Source organism: Stenotrophomonas sp. RIT309 (genome assembly GCF_000632045.1).
Classification (GTDB): Bacteria; Pseudomonadota; Gammaproteobacteria; order Xanthomonadales; family Xanthomonadaceae; genus Stenotrophomonas; species Stenotrophomonas indicatrix.
Window position 1 is genome coordinate 113,859 of sequence record NZ_JFYS01000034.1, and the last position, 22,563, is coordinate 136,421.

Here is a 22,563-nt window from a genome sequence, read left to right on the forward strand (position 1 = left end):
GCCCCATGGCAGACACCCTCCCTCGCCGCTTCCACAGCTATCGCCCGGCCGATGGCCATCGCCTGCCACATGATCCGTTCAACGCCATCATCGGCCCGCGCCCCATCGGCTGGATCTCCAGTCGTGATGCCGACAGCAATGTGAACCTGGCGCCCTACAGCTTCTTCAACGCGTTCAACTACACGCCGCCGATCATTGGTTTCAGCAGCCAGGGCCGCAAGGACTCGCTGCGCAACATCGAAGCCACCGGCGAGTTCGTCTGGAACCTCGCCACATTCGATCTGGCCCAGGCAATGAACGAAAGCTGCCGCGCAGTCGCGCCCGACGTGGACGAGTTCGTCCTGGCCGGGCTGACACCACTGGCCTCGGAGCAGGTTGCACCGCCGCGCGTTGCGCAGAGCCCGGTGAGCATGGAGTGCCGCTGCACGCAGATCGTGCGTCTGCGCGACGCGGCCGGTAACGACACCAATGGCTGGCTGGTACTGGGAGAAGTGGTCGCCGTGCATATCGATACGCGGTTGCTCGTCGACGGCATCTACGACACCGCAGCGAGCGACACCATCCTGCGCGGTGGCGGACCGGCCGACTACTTCCGGATCACCGCCGACCAACGCTTCCGCATGCTGCGGCCCGCCTGACCCCTCAGCCCGCCGCCCCACGGGACAGCAGGATCGGCAGCGACGAGGCCAGCATGGCCACGCCGGAAGCGGTCAGCAGGCCGAGGACGATCTGCCGGAAACGCGCCTCACTGATACCGATATACAGCTTCGCCCCCAGCAGCGTGGGTACCAGCATCGCCGGCGCGACAATGGCGAAGTACGGCAGCATCTGCCGGGTGACCATGCCGGTACCGACATAGGTGGCCATGGTCACCGCCAGCATCGCCAGGTTGAAGTTCTGGATGACCGCGCGCTGCTCGTCCTTGCCGAAGCCCCGCAGCGTGCTCCACAGGGTCGGTATCGGCCCGGCGAAGCCACCGATGCCACTGAGCACACCACCGGCCATGCCGGCCAGCGCGTCGCCGAACCGGCCGCCAACGGTGACCGGTGGCAACGAACGCGCCATCAGCATCACCGGGCACCACAGCGCCAGGAAACCTCCCAGCAGCGCCTTGAACCAGGCCATGTCCAGCTGCGGCAGCACCAGCACGCCAAGCGGAATGCCCGCCAACCCACCGAGCACGAACGGCAGCAGCAGGCGCAGGTTGAAGCCACGGCGCACGGTGAATACCGCCAGCAACTGGCCGACCAGCGCGCCGAACACCGACAGCGTCGCCGCAAGCCGGGGATCCAGCCCCCACGCCCAGAACGACATCGCGACCATGCCGAACGCGAATCCCGACAGGCCCTGCACGAACCCCGCGACGATCGCGCCCAGCGCGACCAGCAGATACACCGGCTCCATCCCCACTCCTCACCACTGCCGTGCGACTTACCCTGCCGCACCCGACGCTGCAGCGTAATGCGTGGCGAGATGATCGACCAGCGCGCGCACCTTCGGCGCCAGCGCACGCGCATGGGGATACAGCGCGAAATAGCAGCGCGTGCCACCGTGCCAGCTGGGAAGCACGCGGATCAAGCGGCCGGCGCGAAGATCTTCCTGCACCGTAAGCGCGGTGAACAGACTGATGCCCATGCCGGCCAGCACGGCCGCATACAGTGCCGGCGTGGCGTCCACGCGTAGTCGTTGGCCTGCTTCCACGCTGGCGATGACACCGCGCGGTCCGTGCAGCTGCCACGGCGTCATCGCCGCAACAGGGTTGAACCCCAACAAGGTGTGGTTCTGCAGGTCGGCCACCTGTCGAGGCAGTCCCTGCCGGGCGAGGTACGCCGGTGCCGCAACCAGGATGCGCGGGCATCGCGCCAGTTCACGGGCGACCAGTTGGCTGTCAGGCAAGGACGGCGCGATGCGCAGGGCGAGGTCGAAGCCACCGCCGACCACATCGACCAGCTGATCGTCGGCTGACAGTTCCAGCGCAACCTGGCGATAGCGCGCCAGGAAGCCAGGCAGCCAATGCGGCAGCTCCTGGCTGGCGACCACCTGCGGCACGCTGACCCGCACGCGCCCGCTGGGCTGGGCCTGGCCGGCCCGCGCACGGTCATCTGCGGCCTCCAGCCGGTCAAGCAGCGCCACCGCCTCGCGGTAGTAGTCGCGCCCGGCCTCGGTCAGCGACAGCCGCCGGCTGTTGCGATCCAGCAGACGCACCTGCAGGTGCTCTTCAAGTTGACGCAACTGCCGCGACATCGCCGAATGGGTGGTACCCAGCCGCTCGGCGGCGGCAGTGAAACTGCCGGCGTCGACGATCGCGCGCAGGGCTCGCAGGGCGGCGAAATGGTCCATCTGCAGCGCGCTCCAGTCGGCGGGGCCCGCAGGCTGCGGACCCCGCCAGCTTATCAAGTGCCGTTGCCTGCCTTGCGCACCGGCAGGGCCAGAATCGCCGAGGTGGTCATCACGTCGCCGAAGGCATCCTCGATCTGCGCCAGCGACGCTTCATGCAATGCGCGATAGCCGATGGTCCCGCCATTGGCCAGATCCAGATCACGGCTGGCAGAGGCATCGGAAGCCACGATCACCCGGTAGCCGCGCGGCGGCGCCGCAGCATCGCGTGCAGCACCGGCAACGCAGGCATGGGTCTGCAGCCCGGTGACGATGAGGGTGTCGATACCGGCATCCTTCAGCACCTTGTCCAGTGCCGCTGCCGAGGTACCGGCGAACACGCTGACGCTGTCCTTCTGCACCACGGTCTCGCCCTTGCGCGGTTGCATGTCACGGTGGAATGCCGCGTTGACACTGCCTTCTGCAAACAGCGGCGCGCCTGCCGGCAGTACGTGCTGCACATGGATCACGCGGATGCCGTTGGCATCAGCGAAGTCGATCACGCGACGCGTCTGCCGCAGGGCCGCTACACCATCGGGAATGACCATGCGACCACCGGCGAAACCGGGCGCGGCGCTGGCGTCGAAGTACTCGTTCTGGAAGTCGATCACCAGCACGGCCGTCTTCGCTGCGTCGAGCGAGGTGGCAGCCGCAGCGCCGGCCATATGGCGAATGGTGGGGTGGACCGGCTCGGCGGCGACAACCGGGACGGTGGCAGCCATGCCGATCAGGCCGGCCAGGCCGAAAGCAGTGAGGTTCATGGTCAAACTCCTGTGCGGTGGGAAGTGGGCACAGGATGAGGAGCATTGAATGCACGAACCAGCCGCCGTTGAGCACACAATCTGTGCGTTTTTCGCACAGATCATTTTCCTTGGAGATGCCGCCATCCACGCATGGCGTGGATCTACTGGCCGGTGAAACGCAGCGGGGCGCCCGAAGGCGCCCCGCTGTGGATCCAATCGGAGTCGAGCCGCCGCTTACAGGCGGCTGGCGATCGCCTTGGCGAAGCCCATCGTGTTGCCGGTGCCGCCGAGGTCGCCGGTCAGCGAATCCTTGGCTTCCATCGTGGCGACGATGGCCTTGCGCAGGCGCTCGGCGTTTTCCGGCTGGCCGACGTGGTCCAGCATCTGTGCCGCCGCCAGCAGCAGGGCGCACGGATTGGCCTTGCCCTGGCCGGCGATGTCCGGCGCGGTGCCGTGCACGGCTTCGAAGATCGCCGCGTCCTTGCCGATGTTGGCGCCCGGGGCCAGGCCCAGGCCACCGACCAGACCGGCGCACAGGTCGGAAATGATGTCACCGAACAGGTTGGTGGTGACGATCACATCGAACTGTTCCGGACGCATCACCAGCTGCATGCAGCAGTTGTCGACGATCATTTCCTGGAACTCGATGTCCGGGTACTGCGCGGCGACTTCGCGCGCCACGGCCAGGAACAGGCCCGAGGTCGACTTGATGATGTTGGCCTTGTGCACGGCGGTGACCTTCTTGCGGCCGGTGCTCTTGGCCAGCTCGAAGGCGTAACGCACGATGCGCTCGGAGCCCTTGCGGGTGATGCGGGTGCCGGAGAAAGCGGTCTCGCCGTCGGCCGACACTTCCTGGCCTTCGGCCAGGTACGCACCTTCGGTGTTCTCACGAACGGTGATCAGGTCGACGTTGTCGAAACGCGACTTGGTGTTCGGGAAGGTGTGGGCCGGACGCACGTTGGCGTACAGGTCGAAGTGGCGGCGCAGGCTGACGTTGATCGAGGTGAAACCGCCACCGACCGGGGTGGTCAGCGGGCTCTTCAGCGCGACCTTGTTGCGCGCGATCGATTCCAGGGTCACCGCCGGCATCAGATCGCCATGCTTCTCCAGGGCCACCAGGCCGGCGTCGGCGTCTTCGTACTCCAGGCCAGTGTTGAGCTGGTCGAGCACGAACAGGGTGGCGTCCATGATTTCCGGGCCAATGCCGTCGCCGCGGATGACCGTAATTTTCTGCGTCATTGATCGATGTTCCGAACAGGGGGAAAAACGCCGTCCGGACGTGCCCGGAAACGCCGGCGCAAAGGAAGTTTCACCCGCAATTATGCCTTAGCCGGGCCCGGCTACCCAAGTAGACCATGGTCCCGACCCCGGCAAAGGCATAATTGCCCGCGCATTCCTCCTAATCCCCGCGCCTTCGGCGCGCCCCCCTTTAACAACAAGGGGGCTCCTGGGCTGCGGGATCGCGGGGAGGCCCGGCGCATGCGTGGTAGTGCCGGCCGCTGGCCGGCAACCTCTGCCGATTTGGGTCCACCAGATGCCGGCCAGCGGCCGGCACTACCAGAGGGCCCGGTTCGCGGTAGCGGCCGGGCTCAGTGCTCGTGCGCTGCCGGGGCGGCGGCGCCACCTTCCAGCTGGTCGAGGAAGTCCACCGCGCGGCGCAGGTGCGGGATCACGATCGAGCCGCCGACAACCAGGCCTACCGAGAAGGTCTCGAAGAACTCCTCACGGGTGACGCCGGCGTCCTTGCACTGGGCCACGTGGTAGCTGATGCAGTCGTCGCAGCGCAGCACCATCGAGGCCACCAGGCCCAGCAACTCCTTGGTCTTCACGTCCAGCGCGCCGGCCTGGTAGGTCTGCGTATCCAGGGCGAAGAAGCGGCGCACCACCTGGTTCGGCTCGCCCAGGATGCGTTCATTCATGCGCTTGCGGAAGTCGGTGAACTCGGCGATCCGGTCCTTGCTGCCGTCGTCGGCCGCGCTCATGCCTGGCCCTGCCCGGCCAGCAGCGGCTCGAGCTTGCCTTCACGATGCAGGGCCATCATGTCGTCGTAGCCGCCCACGTGGACGTCGCCCACGAAGATCTGCGGGACGCTGGTGCGGCGGGTCTTGGCCATCATCTTCTCGCGCTCGACCGGGTCCAGGTCGATGCGGACCTCGGTCCATTGCTGGCCCTTGCTCTTGAGGAAGTTCTTGGCGGCCACGCAGTACGGGCAGACGGCGGTGGAATAGATGGTGATGGCGGGGGTAGCGCCGGCGGACTGGGCTGTCACGGGAAACTCCACGATGGATCGACGGTCCATATATGGTACCGGTGCGCTGGAATTTCCACGCCACGCCCGCAACACTGTGGATTGATTAACGAATGGTTGCCCCCTGCCCTGCCACGCTGGGCCGACCCTGCCCGAGGACCGACCGCTTGCGACCCCTGCTGCTCACCGCTGCCCTGACCCTGGCCCTGGCCGCCCCGCTGGCGCAGGCCCAGGAGAAGCTGCCGGACATCGGCTCCTCGGCGGGCGAACTGCTGACCCCGGCCCGGCAGGCCGAGTACGGCGCGATGATGCTGCGCGAACTGCGCAACTATGGCTACCTGCTGGACGATCCCCTGGTCAACGACTGGCTGCAGACCATGGGCACCCGCCTCGGATCCAACAGTGACCAGCCACGCCAGCCCTACACGTTCTTCGTGATGAAAGACCGCCAGATCAATGCCTTCGCCACCCTCGGCGGCTATATCGGCGTCAATGCCGGCCTGGTGCTGACGGCCGAGCGCGAGGACGAGGTGGCGGCGGTGCTGTCGCACGAAATCGCCCACGTCACCCAGCAGCACGTGCTGCGCGGGGTCGAGCGCGCCCAGCGCGACCAGATCCCGATCCTGCTGGGGATGCTGGCGGCGGTGGTTGCCGCCCAGGCCAGCAACAGTTCGTCCTCGGGCAACGCGACCATGGCCGCGATCAGCTCGGGCATGGGCCTGATGCAGCAACGGCAGATCGACTACACCCGCTCCAACGAATCGGAGGCCGACCGGCTGGGCATCCGCACGCTGTCGCGCAGCGGCTACGACGTGGATGCGATGGCCGGCTTCTTCGAACGCATGTCCTCGGCGATGCGCGGCAACGATGGCGGCTACAGCGTTCCCGACTTCCTGCGCACCCACCCGGTCAACACCACCCGCATCAGCGAGGCCAAGGCCCGCGCCGAACAGATGAAGAAGGACACGGTGCTGCTGACCACGCGCACGCCCAGCGGCGAGCGCAAGGAGCGAGTGGATCCCGCCGACCCGACCCTGGGCGATCCGCTGCTGCGCGGCATCAACCCGCTGCTGCCCGGCAGCGTGCTGCGGGTTCCGATCGGCCAGCTCAGCCGCGGCGCCAGTGGCGATTTCAACTGGGCCCGTGAGCGCCTGCGCGTGCTCAGCGCCGACAGCCCGGCCGACCTGCAACGCGAGTACACCGATCTTGCGCGCAGGCAGAAGGACGGTCTGGATGACGCCCAGCGCTATGGCCAGGCGCTGGCCACGATGCGCGGTGGCCGCAGCGGTGCCAGCCAGGCCCGGCAGACCCTCACCGACCTGCTGAAGACCCACCCGGACAGCCTGTGGGTCGCCCTGGCCCTGGCCGAAGCGGAGTCGCGCACCGGCCAATCCACCCAGGCCAATGCGCGCTTCGAGCAGCTGCTGCACGAACACCCCAACAGCCGGCCGGTGGCCCTGACCTACGCCGAGATCCTGAACGAGCAGGGAGGCCAGGCCGCGGGCCAGCGCGCGCAGGCGATGCTGCGCCCCCTGCTGTCGCAAAGCGGTAACGATCCGGTCTTCCAGCAGCGCTACGCCCGCGCCAGTGAACTGGCCGGCGACAGCGTCCGCGCCAGCGAGGCCTATGCCGAGGCGGCGTTCCTGGGCGGGCGCCCGGAACAGGCCCTGATGCAGCTGCAGGCACTCAAGCGCAACCCCGCGCTGGACTATGTCGGTCGGGCCCGGGTGGATGCGCGGATCGAGTCGATCACGCCCACCGTGCTCGAGCTTCGCCGGCAGGGCGTGCAGGACCCGGATCTGGACCGCCGCTGAGTGCGGCATGACCGGCAGATGGCAGCAATGCCAGATGCCGGCCAGGCAGTCACAAACATGTCATCAAACCGTAGTCTACTGGCACCACTCCAGTAACTGAGCCCTACGGTGCCCTCGTGCAGAAACGCATCCTGATCGTCGATGACGAGCCCGCGATCCGCGAAATGGTCGCCTTCGCCCTTCGCAAGGGCGATTACGAACCTGTCCACGCCGGTGACGCCCGCGAGGCCCAGACCGCCATCGCCGACCGCGTCCCCGACCTGATCCTGCTCGACTGGATGCTGCCCGGCACCAGTGGCCTGGACCTGGCCCGGCGCTGGCGCAAGGAAACCCTCACCCGCGAAGTGCCGATCATCATGCTGACCGCGCGCGGCGAAGAGAACGACCGCGTCGGTGGCCTCGAAGCCGGTGTCGACGACTACGTGGTCAAGCCGTTCTCGGCGCGCGAACTGCTGGCGCGTATCCGCGCAGTCATGCGCCGCGCCCGCGACGATGACGAGGACGGCAGCGTGGCGGTGGGTGCGATCCGCATCGACGGTGCCGCCCATCGCGTGTTCGCCAACGACCAGCCGGTGCCGATCGGCCCGACCGAGTACCGCCTGCTGCACTTCTTCATGACCCACCCCGAGCGCGTGTATACCCGCGCGCAGTTGCTGGACCACGTGTGGGGCGGCAGCGTGTATGTGGAAGAACGCACCATCGACGTGCATATCCGCCGCCTGCGCAAGACGCTGGAACCGTTCAACGCCGAGAACATGGTGCAGACCGTGCGCGGCGCCGGTTACCGCTTCTCCACCGCAACCTGAGCCTCGTCGTGCCGGCGCCGCGCACCCCACGGTGCCGGCGTCGGCAACTCTGCTATAACTTCCGGTTCACCTGCGTGAACCGCCGCAACCCACGACGAGACCGCAATGCCCCGCCACATCCGCTCTGCCTGGTTGAAGACACTGGCCACCGTGGCCACCGTGTTGCTGTTGGCCGGTCTGGTCGGTTGGTTCACTGGCCACCTGTGGCTGTGCATCGCGCTGGCGGCACTGGCGACGCTGGTCTGGCACTACTGGCGGCTGCGCCGCGTGCTGCGCCGGCTGACCGCGCGCCAGCGCTGGGACACCGCCGCCGAAGGCACCGGCGTCTGGAACGAGCTGGACCGCCTGCTGTACCGCAACCAGGTCGAGATGCGCGTACGCAAGCGGCGACTGCTGGACATGCTGCGCAGCTATCGCGCTGCAGCGGCCGCGCTGCCCGACGCCGTGGTGGTGCTGGACCGCAACAGCCAGCGCGTGCAGTGGTTCAACGAAGCGGCCACGGCCCTGCTCGGCCTGCATCATCCGGGCGATCTGGGTGAGGCCTTGGTCGAACGCCTGCAGCCGATGCCGCTGGCCCACTGGCTGGCCGGTGGCCGCAATGCCGAACCGATCCTGGACGTGCCCTCGCCGGTCGATCCTGCGATCCGCCTGAACCTGCGCCTGATTCCCTATTCGTCCGACTACTGGCTGTTGATCGCCCGTGACGTCAGCAAGCTGCTGCGCCTGGAACAGGTACGCCGCGACTTCGTGGCGAACGTTTCACATGAGCTGCGCACCCCGCTGACCGTGGTCCACGGCTACCTGGACATGATGGACCCGGAGGACTTCCCGGGAACCGGACCGATGCTGGAGGAAATGCGCAAGCAGAGCCAGCGCATGGCCCAGCTGGTGGAGGACCTGCTGACCCTGTCGCGGCTGGAATCGCAGGAACACAGCGAGGCCGAGACGGTGGCCATGCAGCCCATGCTGGCCACCCTGCGCCGCGAAGCCGAAGCGCACAGCCAGGGCCGGCACCAGATCAGCATCGACGACCTGGCCGGCGTGGACCTGCAGGGCTCGACCAAGGAACTGCACAGCGCGTTCTCCAACCTGGTCACCAACGCGGTCCGCTACACCCCGGCCGGTGGCCGCATCGCGGTGGAGTTCCGCCGCGAGGGCGACGGCGTGGTGCTGGCGGTACGCGATACCGGCTACGGCATTCCGGCCACCCACCTGCCCCGCCTGACCGAACGCTTCTACCGCGTGTCCAGCAGCCGCTCGCGCGAAAGCGGCGGCACCGGCCTGGGCCTGTCGATCGTCAAGCACATCCTCGGTCTGCACCACGCACGCCTGGAAATCGACAGCGAGGTCGGCAAGGGCTCGGTGTTCGCCTGCCATTTCGATGCCGACCACGTGCGACCGCGTGAGTCCGCCCCCCTGACCTCCTTCGAAGAATGACGCCATGAGCAGCCTCGGATCCCTCCCCCTCCCCGTGAGCACGGACAGCGATCCGTTGCGCGACCCGGCGCTGTACATCAACCGCGAACTGTCGCAGCTGGATTTCAACTTCCGCGTGCTGGCGCAGGCGATGGATCCGCAGGTGCCGCTGCTGGAGCGCCTGCGCTTCATGTGCATCTCCTGCACGAACCTGGATGAATTCTTCGAGATCCGTGCCGCCGCGGTCCGTCATGCACAGGAGTTCGGCCTGCCGCCGGCACCGGACGGCATGAGTCCGCAGGCCATTCTCAATGCCATCCACGAGCGCGCCGCCGAGCTGGTGGACCAGCAGTACCGCTGTTGGAACCAGACGCTGCGCCCGGCGCTGATGCAGGCCGGCATCGGCGTGCTCGGCCGCAACTCCTGGACCCATCGCCAGAAGCGCTGGCTGCGTGCCTATTTCCGCAACGAGATCATGCCGGTGCTGTCGCCGCTGGGCCTGGATCCGGTGCATCCGTTCCCGAAGATCCTCAACAAGTCGCTGAACATCGTGGTGGTGCTGAAGGGCACCGATGCGTTCGGCCGCAGCGGCCACCTGGCCATCGTGCGCGCACCGCGTTCGCTGCCGCGGATCATCCAGCTGCCGGAAAAACTCGGCGGCCCGCAGAATTTCGTGTTCCTGTCCTCGGTGCTGTCCACCTTCGTGGACGAGTTGTTCCCGGGGCTGGAAGTGCTGGGCGCCTACCAGTTCCGTGTCACCCGCAACTCCGAGCTGGTGGTGGATGAAGAGGAAGTGGAAAACCTGGCGCTGGCCCTGCGCGATGAGCTGGTGGACCGCGGCTACCGGCCTGCAGTGCGGCTGGAGATCGCCCACGACATGCCGCGCGACATCGTACGCACCCTGCTGCAGAACTTCGGCCTGACCGAGAACGCGGTGTACCGCATCGACGGACCGGTCAACCTCAACCGCATCATCCAGCTGTACGACCTGATCGCCCAGCCGGACCTGAAGTATCCGCCGATGACCCCGCGCACCCTGCGCGACAGCGACGGCATCTTCGAGACCGTGGCCCGCCAGGACCTGCTGCTGCACCACCCCTTCGACGCGTTCGCGGCAGTGCTCGACCTGATCCGCCAGGCCGCGCTCGATCCGAACGTGCTGGCGATCAAGCAGACCCTGTACCGCACCGGCAAGGACTCATTGATCGTCGATGCACTGATCCAGGCGGCGCGCGCCGGCAAGGACGTGACCGTGGTGGTCGAGCTGCGCGCGCGCTTCGATGAAGAGGCCAACCTGGGCCTGGCCGATCGGCTGCAGGAAGCCGGCGTGCAGGTGGTGTACGGCGTGGTCGGCTACAAGACCCACGCCAAGATGCTGCTGATCGTGCGCCGCGAAGGCCGCAAGCTGCGCCGCTACGTGCACCTGGGCACCGGCAACTACCACAGCGGTACCGCGCGCGCGTACACCGACCTGAGCCTGATCACCGCCGATGCAGACATCGGCAACGACGTGCACCTGCTGTTCCAGCAGCTGTCCGGGCTGGCGTCGAAGATGAAGCTCAAGCGCCTGCTGCAGTCGCCCTTCACGTTGCACACCGGGATCCTGGCGAGGATCGAGCGCGAGACGCGCATCGCCGCCGCCGGGCGACCGGCGCGGATCATCGCCAAGATGAACGCCCTCAACGAAGCGCAGGTGATCCGTGCGCTGTACGCCGCCTCGCAGGCGGGTGTGCAGATCGACCTGATCATCCGTGGCGCCTGCACCCTGCGCCCGGGCGTACCGGGCGTGTCGGACAACATCCGCGTGCGCTCGATCGTCGGCCGTTTCCTGGAACACAGCCGGGTCTACTGGTTCGGCAACGACGGCGCACCGGAGCTGTACTGCGCCAGCGCCGACTGGCTGGAACGCAACCTGCTGCGCCGGGTGGAAACCTGCTTCCCGATCCTCGACCCGGCGCTGGCCAAGCGGGTGTACCGCGAGGTGCTGCAGAACTACCTGGACGACAACCTCAACGCCTGGGAGCTGGATGCCGAAGGCATCTATCACAAGCGCGCACCGGCCCACGACGAAGCCCCGCATTCGGCGCAGATGGCGTTGATGCAGGGCCTCTGACCCGGCAGGTGGCCAGGTAGGTGCCAACCTTGGTTGGCACGTTTGGATTCATCCACGCATGGCGTGGATCTACCGTGTCGACCAAGGTCGACACCTACCAACAGCCGCGTGAACCTGTCAAAGGTCGACATATGCAGACCCTTTGATCCGATAGGTGCCAACCTTGGTTGGCACGTTTGGATTCATCCACGCATGGCGTGGATCCACCGTGTCGACCAAGGTCGACACCTACCAACAGCAGGCAAGGTCGACACCCACCAGAAGCAGGCCATGCCATTCCGACAGATCGCGGGAACCTGTCGAAGGCGGGGTGGGTCCGGTTGCGGGGGTGTCCGCGGCATGGATGCCGCGGCCAAGCCCCCATGGACGGGTTTACGGCGTCCCCCGCAACCGGACCCACCCCGCCATCCCACAGGAAGCCAGCTGTTGCCGTTGCTGTTGCTGTTGCTGTTGCTGTTGCTGTTACGTTGAGGTTGCCGGCCAGCAGTCGGCACTACCGCTTCGGCGGGTGCAGGGCGCAGCCCTGCCACACTCCCCCTCCAAAATGTGAAGGCCGCGCGGTGACGAGTTCACCGCCCCTTCGGCTAACATTCGCCCATGCCGCATACCACCACGACTCCGCCCGCATTGCAGGATGGCGACCTGCTGGCCGCCATCGACCTTGGCTCCAATAGTTTCCACATGGTCATCGCGCGTTACACGCTTGGCCAGCTGCGGGTGATCGACCGCCTGCGCGAAACCGTGCGCATGGCCGACGGCCTGGACGGCAAGGGCGGACTCTCCGCAGCAGCGCGACAGCGCGCGCTGGAGTGCCTGGCCCGCTTCGGCCAGCGCATCCGCAACGTCCCGCCGCATCGCGTGCGTGCTCTGGCCACCAACACCGTGCGCCAGCTGCGCTCGCCGCAGGCGTTCCTGATGCCGGCCGAAACCGCGCTCGGGCACGCCATCGAAGTGGTCAGTGGCCGCGAGGAAGCGCGCCTGATCTACCTGGGCGTGGCCCATGCGCAACCGCCCAAGCCCGACCAGCATCGCCTGGTGATCGACATCGGCGGCGGCTCGACCGAGTTCATCATCGGCAAGGGCATGCAGACCCTGGAGCGCGAGAGCCTGCAGGCCGGTTGCATCGCCAGCACCCGTCGCTTCTTCCCGGGCGGCAAACTCAGCAAGAAGCGCTGGAAGGACGCACTGGCCGAGATTGGCCGGGAGTTCCAGCCATTCGCCAGCAAATACCGCGCGCTGGGCTGGCAGGAAGCACTGGGGTCGTCTGGTACCCACAAGGCCATCAGCGAAATCTGCGCGACGATGAAGCTGAGCAAGGGTGCGATCACCGCCGAGGCGTTGCCGCAGCTCCGCGATGAGCTGCTGAAGGCCAAGAAGATCGACGACATCGTGCTGCCTGGCCTGTCCAGCGATCGCCGCCCGATCATCGCCGGCGGCATCCTGGTGCTGGAGGCCGCCTTCCAAGCGCTGGGCCTGCAGAAGCTGCTGGTCAGCAAGGCCGCGATGCGCGAGGGCATCCTCTATGACATCCTTGGCCGTGCCGGCGACAACGACCCGCGCGATGAATCGGTGGCCGCCCTCACCCATCGCTATGGCATCGACACGGTGCAGGCCGGCCGCGTTCAGGACACCGCACTGTCGTTGCTGGAGCAGGTGCAGGAGCGCTGGAAGCTGGATGCCGATGACGCACGCATGCTCGGCTGGGCCGCACGCCTGCATGAGCTGGGGTTGATGATCGCCCACAGCGGTTACCACGTGCATGGCAGCTACGTGCTGGAAAACTCGGATATCGCCGGCTTCTCGCGGCAGGAACAGCAGATGCTGGCGACGCTGGTGCGCAATCACCGCCGCGGCATCAGCAAGACCGCCTTCGATGCCATTCCCGAACGCCTGCTGCTGACCGCACGGCGCCTGGCTGCCCTGCTGCGCCTGGCGGTCCTGCTCAACCGCGCGCATGAGGACGCACCGCTGCCGGTGCTGGAACTGACTGCCGACGACAGCCGCCTGTCGCTGATCGTGCCGCAGGACTTCATCGATGCGCGCCCGCTGCTGCGCGCCGACCTGATCGGCGAGACCGAGGGCATCGCTGGACTCGGCATCCAGTTCCGTCCGTTCGTGGTCTGAGCAGGGCGACGGGACGCCGTCCGATCGCTGACCGGCGCCCGATTACATTTCGTTACAGTTCGCGCAATCGACCGCCAATTTCTGCTGCAACGCAGCAGTTGGCGGCGGCCGTGCCTGCCGCGTCTTCACGTAAACCCCTGCTTTTGTTCACATTTCGTGAAACCACGCGATGTGTAGCGACACAAACCGACACACGCTCTTTACAGAGCATTAACCAACGAGACTACTATCGGGTCATCGGCTCGGTCATGGACCGGCCGATTCCTTCGACGCCCGTTTTGGCGTCCTTTGCACGACCCGAGAGAGAGAGCTCGTCATGACTTCACGCACCACCGCACTGGGGCAGGCCATCCGCTACGCCCTGGCAACCACCGCGACGCTGGCTGCGCTGCCGGCGTTCGCCCAGAGCAGCAGCACCGCTTCGCCGACCAACCTGGACCGCATCGAGATCACCGGTTCGCGTATCCGCCAGGTGGACGTTGAAACGTCGCAGCCGGTACTGGCGCTGACCCGCGCCGACATCGAACGCCAGGGCTTCAGCTCGGTGTCGGATATCCTGCAGAACGTGACCGCGATGGGCAGCCCGACCATCAGCCGTGCCAACGTGCTGTCGGCCGGTGAGGATGCCGGTGGTACCTACGTGAACATGCGCAACCTGGGCACCCAGCGCACGCTGGTGCTGGTCAACGGCAAGCGCCTGGGCATCAGCACCTCCGGCTACCAGGACGTGTCGACCCTGCCCGTGTCTGCGGTCGAACGCATTGAAGTGCTGAAGGACGGCGCCTCGGCCATCTACGGTTCCGACGCGATGGCCGGCGTGATCAACATCATCACCCGCACCAACGTCAACGGCGTCACCGCCAACGTCTACCACGGCCAGTACAGCGAGGGCGACGGCGCCCGTGATCGCGTCGACGTGGTTGCCGGCTGGTCCAACGACCGCTTCTCGGCCACCTTCGCTGCCGAACACTCGGAAGAAAAGGCCGTGTGGGCGCGCGACCGCGGCTTCAGCCGTTACGGCAACACTGACCGCCACCCGACCGATGGCTGGACCACCAACAGCCAGTGGGGCCAGTTCTACGGCGTGAAGGGCGGCCCGGGCTGCACCAAGGCAGCCGGTTGCGACTACGCGCTCAACCGCGGCACCGACCCGACCAACCCGGCGAACTACCACTTCACCGATCCGACCGCGTTCACCGGTGATGTCAGCAACACCAATGAACAGATGCACCTGAGCTACCCGATCAAGCGTGATTCGCTGTACTTCTCGGGCACGGCCAACATCACCGACAACGTCCGTTTCAAGGCCGAGCTGGGCTACAACAAGCGCTCCTCGACCCGCGTCACCGCCGGCTATCCGTTCGACACCGCCACCGCCAAGATCAAGGGCATGTCGGTGGACAGCTACTTCAACCCGTTCGGCAACCAGCACGGTTACGCCAAGCCCACCGAGGTGAGCTGGAACCGCCGCCTGTGGGAGGTGCCGCGCACCAGCACCAGCGAGCTGAAGACCTACCGCGCCGTGGCTGCGTTCGAGGGCTCGTTCGACATCGGTGAGCGCTACTTCGACTGGGAAGTGGGCTACCAGTACAACAAGAACGAACTGCGCCAGAGCACTTTCGGCAACCTGCACAAGGGCCGCGTCGAACAGGCTACCGGCAAGTCCTACCTGAACCCGGCAACGGGCAAGGTCGAGTGTGGTGCGCCGGGTGCGCCGATCGCCAACTGCATGCCGTGGAATCCGTTGATTCCCTATGGCGTGGAAAGCCCGTACGGCATGACCAACAACCAGGCCCTGCAGGACTGGCTGTTCCCGCCGGAGAACGCAACCGGCCGCACCACCTCCAAGAACGCCTTCGCCACCATCAGCGGCAGCCTGTTCACCCTGCCGGCCGGCGACCTGGGCTTCGCCTTCGGCGTAGAAAACCGCGAGGAAACCGGCAAGTTCGTACCGGACCCGCTGGCGCAGACCGGTGCCACCACCAACCTGGCCGCCGGCCCGACCGGTGGGTCGTACAAGGTGAAGGAAGCCTACCTGGAGTTGAACGTGCCGGTGCTGGCCGACCTGCCGGGTGCGCGTGAGCTGAGCTTGAACGCGGCGACCCGCTTCTCGGACTACAACACCTTCGGCAATACGCTCAACAGCAAGTTCGGCTTCAAGTGGAAGCCGATCGACCAGCTGCTGGTGCGTGGCACCTGGGCACAGGGCTTCCGCGCTCCGACCATTTCCGACCTGTACGGCGGTGGCTCGGAAACCTTCGCCAACTTCTCCGACCCGTGTGACAGCAAGTACGGCTCGGCCCGCAGCAGCGCCGAAGTGCGTGCCCGCTGTGCACGTGACATCGCCGATGTGGCCAACTTCCGCCAGCTGGACAACCGCAACCAGCCGACCGAAGGCTCCGTCGCCGCTACGCCGACGCCGTTCACCTCCGGCTCGAACCCGGACCTGAAGCCGGAAACCTCGACCAGCCGCACGTTGGGCGTGGTCTGGAGCCCGACCTTCATCAGCAACTTCAACGTTTCGCTGGACTGGTGGAAGATCCGCATCGACGACACCATCGTCGACGACAGCCCGAACCAGATCCTGATCGACTGCTATGAGCAGGGCCTGGCCGACCGTTGCGCGCGCTTCACCCGCAACGCGACCACCGGTATCGTCACCGGCCTGAAGTTCGGCAACCGCAATGCCGGCTTCATGGAAACGGAAGGCTACGACATGGACCTGACGTACCGCCTGGATACCGACTACGGCAAGCTGAGCACCTCGTGGTCGACCACCTACGTGGCCAAGGACGTCTTCCGCTCGTCCAACGACAGCACGATCGTGCCGACCGTCAACAACGGCATCGCCACCAACACTGGCATCGGCTTCCGCGTGCGTTCGAACCTGACCGTGGGCTGGGATCTGGAGAACTTCGGCGTCAGCTGGACCGCACGCTACTATTCCAGCGTCAAGGAACAGTGCGTCAACCCGGGCAAGTACGCCGACGAGTGCTCGGACCTGAACGTTGCAGCTCCCTGGTACAAGGGCACGCGCAACTACAACGAGCGTGGTTCGGTCACCTTCCACGACGTCCAGTTCCGCTACAACCTGCCATGGGATGCCACCGTGTCGGTCGGCGCCAACAACGTGTTCGACAAGCAGGGCCCTGTCATGTACACCAAGCCGCGCTCGGTCTTCTCGTACTACGGCGGCTATGACATCGGTCGTTTCATCTACATGAAGTACACCCAGCGCTTCTGATCCTCGCGCTGTCGCACCACCACGACCACGGCCCTTAGGGGCCGTGGTTTTTTTGTGCCGCTGAACTGCGCAGGCACCGCCTTGCCCGGTCGTCATCGCGTTGTCGCAAAGCGGTCATGTCGGCTACATCGCCAGGCCCGAGCATGCGTAAAACCGGAGGCCCGCCATGCGCTATGCCATCGTCACCGAAACCTACCCGCCGGAGATCAACGGCGTCGCACTGACCGTGCAGGGCCTGGAGCAGGGATTGCGCGCCGCCGGCCACGAGGTCGACCTGATCCGTCCGCGACAGGTCAGCGAAGCACTGGATGCGGCGCCGGGCACCCTGCTGGTACCGGGCGCGGCCTTGCCGCGCTACCCCGGCCTGCGCTTCGGCCTGCCGGCACCGATCCGGCTGGGCCGGCACTGGCGACAGCAGCGCCCCGATGCGGTCTACGTGGCGACCGAAGGTCCGCTGGGCTGGTCGGCACTACGCACCGCGCGCCGCCTCGGCATTCCGGTGGCTACCGGATTCCACACCCGCTTCGACGAATACCTGCCCGACTATGGCGTGGCGTGGCTGCAGTCGGCGGCAATGCGCTGGATGCGCCGTTTCCACAACCAGGCCGACGCGACCCTGGTGCCCACCCGCGAACTGCAGGAATTCCTGACCGACCAGGGCTTCGAGCGCGTGCGCCTGCTCGCCCGTGCGGTCGACAGCCAGCAGTTCGACCCGTCACGCCGCGACCCGGCACTGCGCGAGGAATGGGGTATCGATGGCACGGGCCTGGCGGCGATCTACGTTGGCCGCATCGCCGCCGAAAAGAACCTCGGCCTGGCGGTGAAGGCCTTCCGCAAGCTGCAGCAGGTGCGTCCGAAAGCGCGTTTCATCTGGGTCGGCGATGGCCCGGCGCGCGAGAAACTGGCGCATGAGAATCCCGATTTCATCTTCTGCGGCATCCAGCGCGGCGATGCCCTGGCCCGACACTTCGCCAGTGGCGATCTGTTCCTGTTCCCCAGCCGCAGCGAAACCTTCGGCAACGTGACCCTGGAAAGCATGGCAAGCGGCCTGGCCACGGTCGCTTTCGACTACGGCGCGGCCCGCGAGTACCTGCGCAACGGCGAGAACGGTGCCGCAGTGGATGACGACGAGCAGTTCGTGCAGGCAGCGGTGCAACTGGCTGCCGATGATGCCCAGCGCCGCGGGTTGGGTGGCAACGCGGCACGGGCGATGAAGCGGCTGCACCCGCAGCAGGTGGTGGCGGAGTTCGAAAGCCTGCTGGCGGAACTGGCCAGCGCGCGGAGGAGCGGACATGCGCACCACGCCGCTTGAGCTGCTGGCCGGTCGCGAAGCCCGGTTGTGCCGCCGCGCCAACCACTACTGCCGACGTCGCCGCGTGCGGCGCGTCTTTTCGATCATCAGCCGGCTCGGCGATGGCGTGTTCTGGTATGTGCTGATGGGCGCGCTGGTGCTCATCGATGGCTTCGACGGCCTGCGCGCATCAGTGCACATGGCCGCCACCGGCCTGGCCGCGCTGCTGCTGTACAAGGGCCTGAAACGCTGGACCCGGCGGCCACGGCCGTACGCGGCCGACCTGCGTATCCGTGCCTGGGTGGCGCCGCTGGATGAGTTCAGTTTCCCGTCCGGCCATACCCTGCACGCGGTGTCGTTCACCATCGTCGCGCTGGCCTACTATCCTTGGCTGGCGCCGCTGCTGGTGCCGTTCACCTTCGGCGTGGGCCTGTCGCGCGTAGTGCTGGGCCTGCACTACCCAAGCGACGTTCTGGCTGCCACCGGCATCGCTGCACTGCTGGCCTCGGCCAGCCTGGCCTGGCTGCCGTTGCCGGTGTGATGCCCTAGAATGTCCGCATGACCACGCTGTTCATCTCCGATCTGCATCTGGACCCCAGCCGTCCGGCCATCACCGACCTGTTCCTGCGCTTCCTGCGCGAGGAAGCGCCTGGCGCCGATGCGCTGTACATCCTCGGCGATCTGTTCGAAGCCTGGATCGGCGATGACACCCCCTCGACCGCAGCCGACGCGGTGGCCGATGCGCTGAAGGTACTGTCCGACAGCGGCGTGCCGGTCTTCTTCATCCGCGGCAACCGTGACTTCCTGTTGGGCGAAGACTATGCCCGCCGCGCCGGCCTGCGCATCCTGCCGGACCCGTGCATGATCGAGCTGTACGGCCGCCCGGTGCTGCTGCAGCACGGTGACCTGCTGTGCACCGATGACATCCCCTACCAGCAGTTCCGTGCCCAGACCCGCGACCCGGTCTTCCAGGCGCAGTTCCTGTCGCAGCCGCTGGAAGCGCGTATCGCCTTCGCGCAGAAGGCGCGTGATGCCAGCCAGGCGCGCCAGTCGGAAATGAAGCAGGGCGACCGTGCGCAGTTCGAAACCGTCACCGACGTGGCCCCGGCCGAAGTGGAAGCCACTTACGTGCGCCACGGCGTGGACACGATGATCCATGGCCACACCCATCGCCCGGCGATCCACACCCTGCAGGCCGGCGGACGCAGCTGCACCCGCATCGTGCTGGGCGATTGGTACGAACAGGGTTCGGTGCTGCGCGTGGATGCCAACGGCTGGACCCTGGATACGCTCAGCCGCGCATGATGGATCGCAGGATGCCAACCAAGGTTGGCATCTACCAGAGCAGGTGCACGCGCCCTGGTAGACGCCGACCCTGGTCGGCGCCTGGACTCAGCGGAAGGCCGCGATGGTGGCCTTGGTATTGACCAGCACGCGCTGGTTGTCGGCACTGCTGGCGATGCCCATCGGCACGCCGTTGTAGCTGATGTTCGGATTGGACCAGTAGTTCAGCCGCGGGCAGCCGGCCGAGCAGTCATAGGCCATGATCGTGCGCCAGCGCGATCCGCTGGCCGGCTCATAACGATAGCCATGGCCATAGGCATACGGCGACGTGCTCGGATCACTGGCGATGTCGTGCCGTGCGCTCTGCAGGTGGCCGATTTCATGGGCGAACGAGTAATAGCCGGTGGCGCAATCCCAGTACACCGCAGCAAACGCGGTCGATGCGGTGGAACCGATGCCCGACGCCAGTCCGCAGTAACTGGTGTTGTTGATCAGCAGTACGCCGACGTCGGCGGCGGTGTTGTTGCGGCTGGTGTGGATGCTGTCCATGTAGCCGTCGCTGGTGCCACGGAAGCGCGACAGGTCGGTGGTGAAATTGCCGGACTCGGTGTAGTTGGTGGTTTCATAACCGGCCAGCTGCAGGGTGAGGCCTACGTTGCTGTTGGTGTAACCCTGGTTGGATTCGGCAACCGCCAACTGCACCAGCGACTGCATGTTGCCACCGTAGGCGGTCACTGCAGCATTGGTTGCCACCACCAGCACGCGGATGGTCGCCGGGCTGCCTGAGGAGGCCTGCGCAGTGCCGAGGCGATCATTGGCAGGCATGGCGATCTTCGGCAACTGGTTGTAGTCGGCCGGATGATCGGCCGGCATCCGCGATTCATCCACCTCGACCAGCACGTGGCGATTGCCCAGCGGACGCAGACGATAGAGTTTGCCGTCCTTGCGGATCGAGCCGGTGAGGGTATTGCCCGAGCGCACCAGGATCAGCGAATTGCCCGGATCGTCCTGGCCATTGGACGTGGCCGCCTGCAGGCGATCGGACGGCGCGCGCAACTGGCCGTACCAGATGCTGCCACCATCGGGCAGCGCCTCGACCTTGCTGCGAACGGCCTGCACCTTCTGCCCGAGCAGCTCGAATTCCAGCTGCGGCTGCGCGGTGGCGGCAGCATCGACACGCACTTCCTGTACGGCGGCGGTGGACGGGGTGGCCAGCAATCGCCCCAGTGCCGGCTCGCTGGTGGCCGATGCACGGCTGAGCACGGTGACCGGCTCGAACAGCGGCGCCGCATGGGCGGCCGCCGCTACCGACAATCCCAACAACAGACCACCTGTCGCTTTACCTATCGATCTGGACATCATCTTGTCGCTCCTTGAAGTGAAGTGGACAGCGTTGATGCAGCACGACCCGGGGTGCCGGGTCCGGCCATCAGGCCTGCGCAGGGCGTGTGAATTCAATAGACGAGAGGAATGGAAATCGCGATCTGTGATCGACCGCATCTGCGTTCAGTCAGGTCAAAAGCGTCAGTACACTTCGCCAACACACGGCTTTCGCGCTACCGTGACGTGGCCACGACAGGGGATGCACATGGCGCCAGCGCAGCACAACGGTGACACGACGGCTGATCCGGGCCTGCTGCGGATCGGCCTGTTCTTCGATGGCACCCGCAACAACGCACACAACCTGGCGCAGGGCCACCGGCAGGTGCCGCGACCGCGCCCCGCCCTGCTCCGCGCCGATGATGATTCGACCTACCAGAGTCGTTTGACCAGCAGCTATGACAACGGCGCCACCAACATCGCGCGCCTGCATCAGTTGTATCCGGACAGCCGGCGCACGCCCGGCAGTACACCTTCGCTGGCGATCTACGTGGAAGGCGTCGGCACCCGCGATGATGCCGAGGACGACCTGATCGGCCTGGCCTTCGGTATCGGCGCCAGTGGCGTGCAGGCGAAGGTGCAGCGTGCGTTGCAGGTGCTGTTGCCGGCGGCACTGACGGCTCTTGCGTCGCAGTGGCGCGCGCCCCTGCACAGCGTGCAGCTGGATCTGTTCGGCTACTCGCGCGGCGCGGCCTCCGCGCGTGATGTGGCCAATCATCTGCGCGGATGGGACGGCGCGCGCTGGCGACAGCTGCTGCAGCAGGCGGGGCTTTCATGCAGCGCCGATTTCGCCCTGCCACGACCGATATTGCGCTTCATCGGCCTGTTCGACACGGTGGTCGCCGTCAACGGCGGCCGCGCCGACGAACACCCCCGCATCGCCCTGCCCGCAGGCATCGCCGAGGCCGTGCTGCAGCTCAGTGCGCGCGACGAGCATCGCCAGCACTATGCGCTGACCACGGTGGCACCAGCCCATCGCGAAATCGCACTGCCCGGCGTGCACGCCAACATCGGTGGTGGCTACGACCAGGTGGAAGAAGGGCCCAAGCTGCTCAGCCGGCCGCGTCGGCAGCAACTGCGGCGGCCTGGCGTGGAGGACTACCAGACACCGCCCCTGGCACTGCTGCAGGCGACCACCGCGTACGCTGAAGCACAGGCCGACGCCGAACGCTGGCGGCAGCAGCTGGGGTTGAGCCCGAAGGAAGTGTGGGTCGATGTCTGGCACCAGTGGCAGCAGCAGCGACGCGCGGGCAGCCGCAGCGTGCTGATGTCGCCGGTGCTGTACGTCACCGCTGCGGTGGTGCTGCACCGGCGCATCGATTGGCGCTACCAGCTGGTTGCGCTGCAGGTGATGCAGCAGCACGCCATCGATGCCGGCGTGACCTGGACTACCGACGCGGCCAAGGTGGCGGGTTGGGAACTGCCCGGCGCGCTGCAGCCGATCGCGCGCCGCCTGATTGCCGGCCAGCCGTTGACCCCGACGCAGGAAGCGTTGCTGCGCCGCCGTTACCTGATGCAGTCCGCACACTGGAATTTCGATGCGCTGGGCGATACCGCCCTGACCTACACCGCCGACGCCGGTGTCAGCGAGCTGCCGTATCGCCCCGGGCCGGGGCTGTTCTACATCAACCGGCCGACGGTGGATGGCAGACGCCAGGTGTTGCCGAACGCATGAGAACCAAAAAGGGGACAGAGGGAATCAAGTCGTTTGTGGCACAAACGAC

18 protein-coding genes are annotated in these 22,563 nt (G+C 66.5%); 11 read left to right on the forward strand and 7 right to left on the reverse strand.

The window, feature by feature from the left end; genetic code table 11:
- The first annotated feature begins 5 nt into the window (after positions 1-5).
- Positions 6-638, forward strand: a complete 633-nt coding sequence (locus tag BW38_RS04850) for a flavin reductase family protein (RefSeq protein ID WP_032977391.1) — start codon at positions 6-8, stop codon at positions 636-638.
- Between the two features lie 4 nt (positions 639-642).
- On the opposite strand, the gene BW38_RS04845 is transcribed toward BW38_RS04850, so the two are convergent.
- The 6 genes from BW38_RS04845 to grxC form a co-directional block, all read right to left on the reverse strand.
- Positions 643-1,404, reverse strand: coding sequence for a sulfite exporter TauE/SafE family protein (locus BW38_RS04845; protein ID WP_032977393.1), 762 nt, complete (start codon positions 1,402-1,404; stop codon positions 643-645).
- 27 nt (positions 1,405-1,431) lie between these two features.
- Complete coding sequence (locus BW38_RS04840; protein WP_032977394.1) at positions 1,432-2,340, reverse strand: LysR family transcriptional regulator; 909 nt, start codon at positions 2,338-2,340, stop codon at positions 1,432-1,434.
- A 53-nt stretch (positions 2,341-2,393) separates the two neighbouring features.
- Positions 2,394-3,137: an isochorismatase family cysteine hydrolase gene (locus BW38_RS04835; RefSeq protein WP_032977396.1), complete on the reverse strand. Its 744-nt coding sequence runs from the start codon at positions 3,135-3,137 to the stop codon at positions 2,394-2,396.
- A 216-nt stretch (positions 3,138-3,353) separates the two neighbouring features.
- Positions 3,354-4,358: an isocitrate dehydrogenase gene (locus BW38_RS04830; RefSeq protein WP_025878127.1), complete on the reverse strand. Its 1,005-nt coding sequence runs from the start codon at positions 4,356-4,358 to the stop codon at positions 3,354-3,356.
- A gap of 350 nt (positions 4,359-4,708) precedes the next feature.
- The gene (locus BW38_RS04825) at positions 4,709-5,101 is read right to left on the reverse strand and encodes a carboxymuconolactone decarboxylase family protein (protein ID WP_005408260.1); all 393 of its coding nucleotides are present in this window, start codon (positions 5,099-5,101) and stop codon (positions 4,709-4,711) included.
- Entirely contained in the window at positions 5,098-5,388 is a 291-nt protein-coding gene (gene grxC / locus BW38_RS04820; protein ID WP_025878124.1) for a glutaredoxin 3, read from the reverse strand. Before grxC ends, BW38_RS04825 begins: the two co-directional genes overlap by 4 nt.
- Before the next feature lie 92 nt (positions 5,389-5,480).
- Between grxC and BW38_RS04815 the strand changes: the two genes are divergently transcribed.
- The 9 genes from BW38_RS04815 to lpxH all read left to right on the forward strand — a co-directional run bounded on the left by BW38_RS04815 (position 5,481) and on the right by lpxH (position 19,480).
- Positions 5,481-7,181 (forward strand): M48 family metalloprotease, encoded by a 1,701-nt coding sequence (locus BW38_RS04815; protein WP_181950205.1) that lies wholly within the window; start codon positions 5,481-5,483, stop codon positions 7,179-7,181.
- Positions 7,182-7,297: 116 nt separating this feature from the next.
- Complete coding sequence (gene phoB / locus BW38_RS04810; protein WP_025878121.1) at positions 7,298-7,987, forward strand: phosphate regulon transcriptional regulator PhoB; 690 nt, start codon at positions 7,298-7,300, stop codon at positions 7,985-7,987.
- Between the two features lie 105 nt (positions 7,988-8,092).
- The gene (gene phoR / locus BW38_RS04805) at positions 8,093-9,424 is read left to right on the forward strand and encodes a phosphate regulon sensor histidine kinase PhoR (protein WP_025878120.1); all 1,332 of its coding nucleotides are present in this window, start codon (positions 8,093-8,095) and stop codon (positions 9,422-9,424) included.
- Positions 9,425-9,428: 4 nt separating this feature from the next.
- A complete protein-coding gene (gene ppk1, locus BW38_RS04800; protein ID WP_032977397.1) occupies positions 9,429-11,516 on the forward strand; it encodes a polyphosphate kinase 1 in 2,088 nt (695 codons plus the stop codon).
- Positions 11,517-12,113: 597 nt separating this feature from the next.
- Entirely contained in the window at positions 12,114-13,640 is a 1,527-nt protein-coding gene (gene ppx, locus BW38_RS04795) for an exopolyphosphatase (RefSeq protein WP_025878116.1), read from the forward strand.
- A gap of 316 nt (positions 13,641-13,956) precedes the next feature.
- Complete coding sequence (locus tag BW38_RS04790; protein WP_032977399.1) at positions 13,957-16,884, forward strand: TonB-dependent receptor; 2,928 nt, start codon at positions 13,957-13,959, stop codon at positions 16,882-16,884.
- Between the two features lie 166 nt (positions 16,885-17,050).
- Entirely contained in the window at positions 17,051-18,196 is a 1,146-nt protein-coding gene (locus tag BW38_RS04785) for a glycosyltransferase family 1 protein (RefSeq protein WP_032977401.1), read from the forward strand.
- The gene (locus BW38_RS04780) at positions 18,177-18,716 is read left to right on the forward strand and encodes a phosphatase PAP2 family protein (RefSeq protein ID WP_025878111.1); all 540 of its coding nucleotides are present in this window, start codon (positions 18,177-18,179) and stop codon (positions 18,714-18,716) included. The genes BW38_RS04785 and BW38_RS04780 overlap by 20 nt, the downstream gene beginning before the upstream one ends.
- A 17-nt stretch (positions 18,717-18,733) precedes the next feature.
- Positions 18,734-19,480, forward strand: coding sequence for a UDP-2,3-diacylglucosamine diphosphatase (gene lpxH / locus BW38_RS04775; protein WP_032977402.1), 747 nt, complete (start codon positions 18,734-18,736; stop codon positions 19,478-19,480).
- Between the two features lie 87 nt (positions 19,481-19,567).
- Here lpxH and BW38_RS04770 read toward each other — a convergent pair whose 3' ends face one another.
- Positions 19,568-20,821 (reverse strand): zinc-dependent metalloprotease, encoded by a 1,254-nt coding sequence (locus BW38_RS04770; protein WP_025878107.1) that lies wholly within the window; start codon positions 20,819-20,821, stop codon positions 19,568-19,570.
- Between the two features lie 226 nt (positions 20,822-21,047).
- Between BW38_RS04770 and BW38_RS04765 the strand changes: the two genes are divergently transcribed.
- Positions 21,048-22,514, forward strand: a complete 1,467-nt coding sequence (locus tag BW38_RS04765; RefSeq protein WP_032977504.1) for a DUF2235 domain-containing protein — start codon at positions 21,048-21,050, stop codon at positions 22,512-22,514.
- Positions 22,515-22,563: the final 49 nt, after the last annotated feature.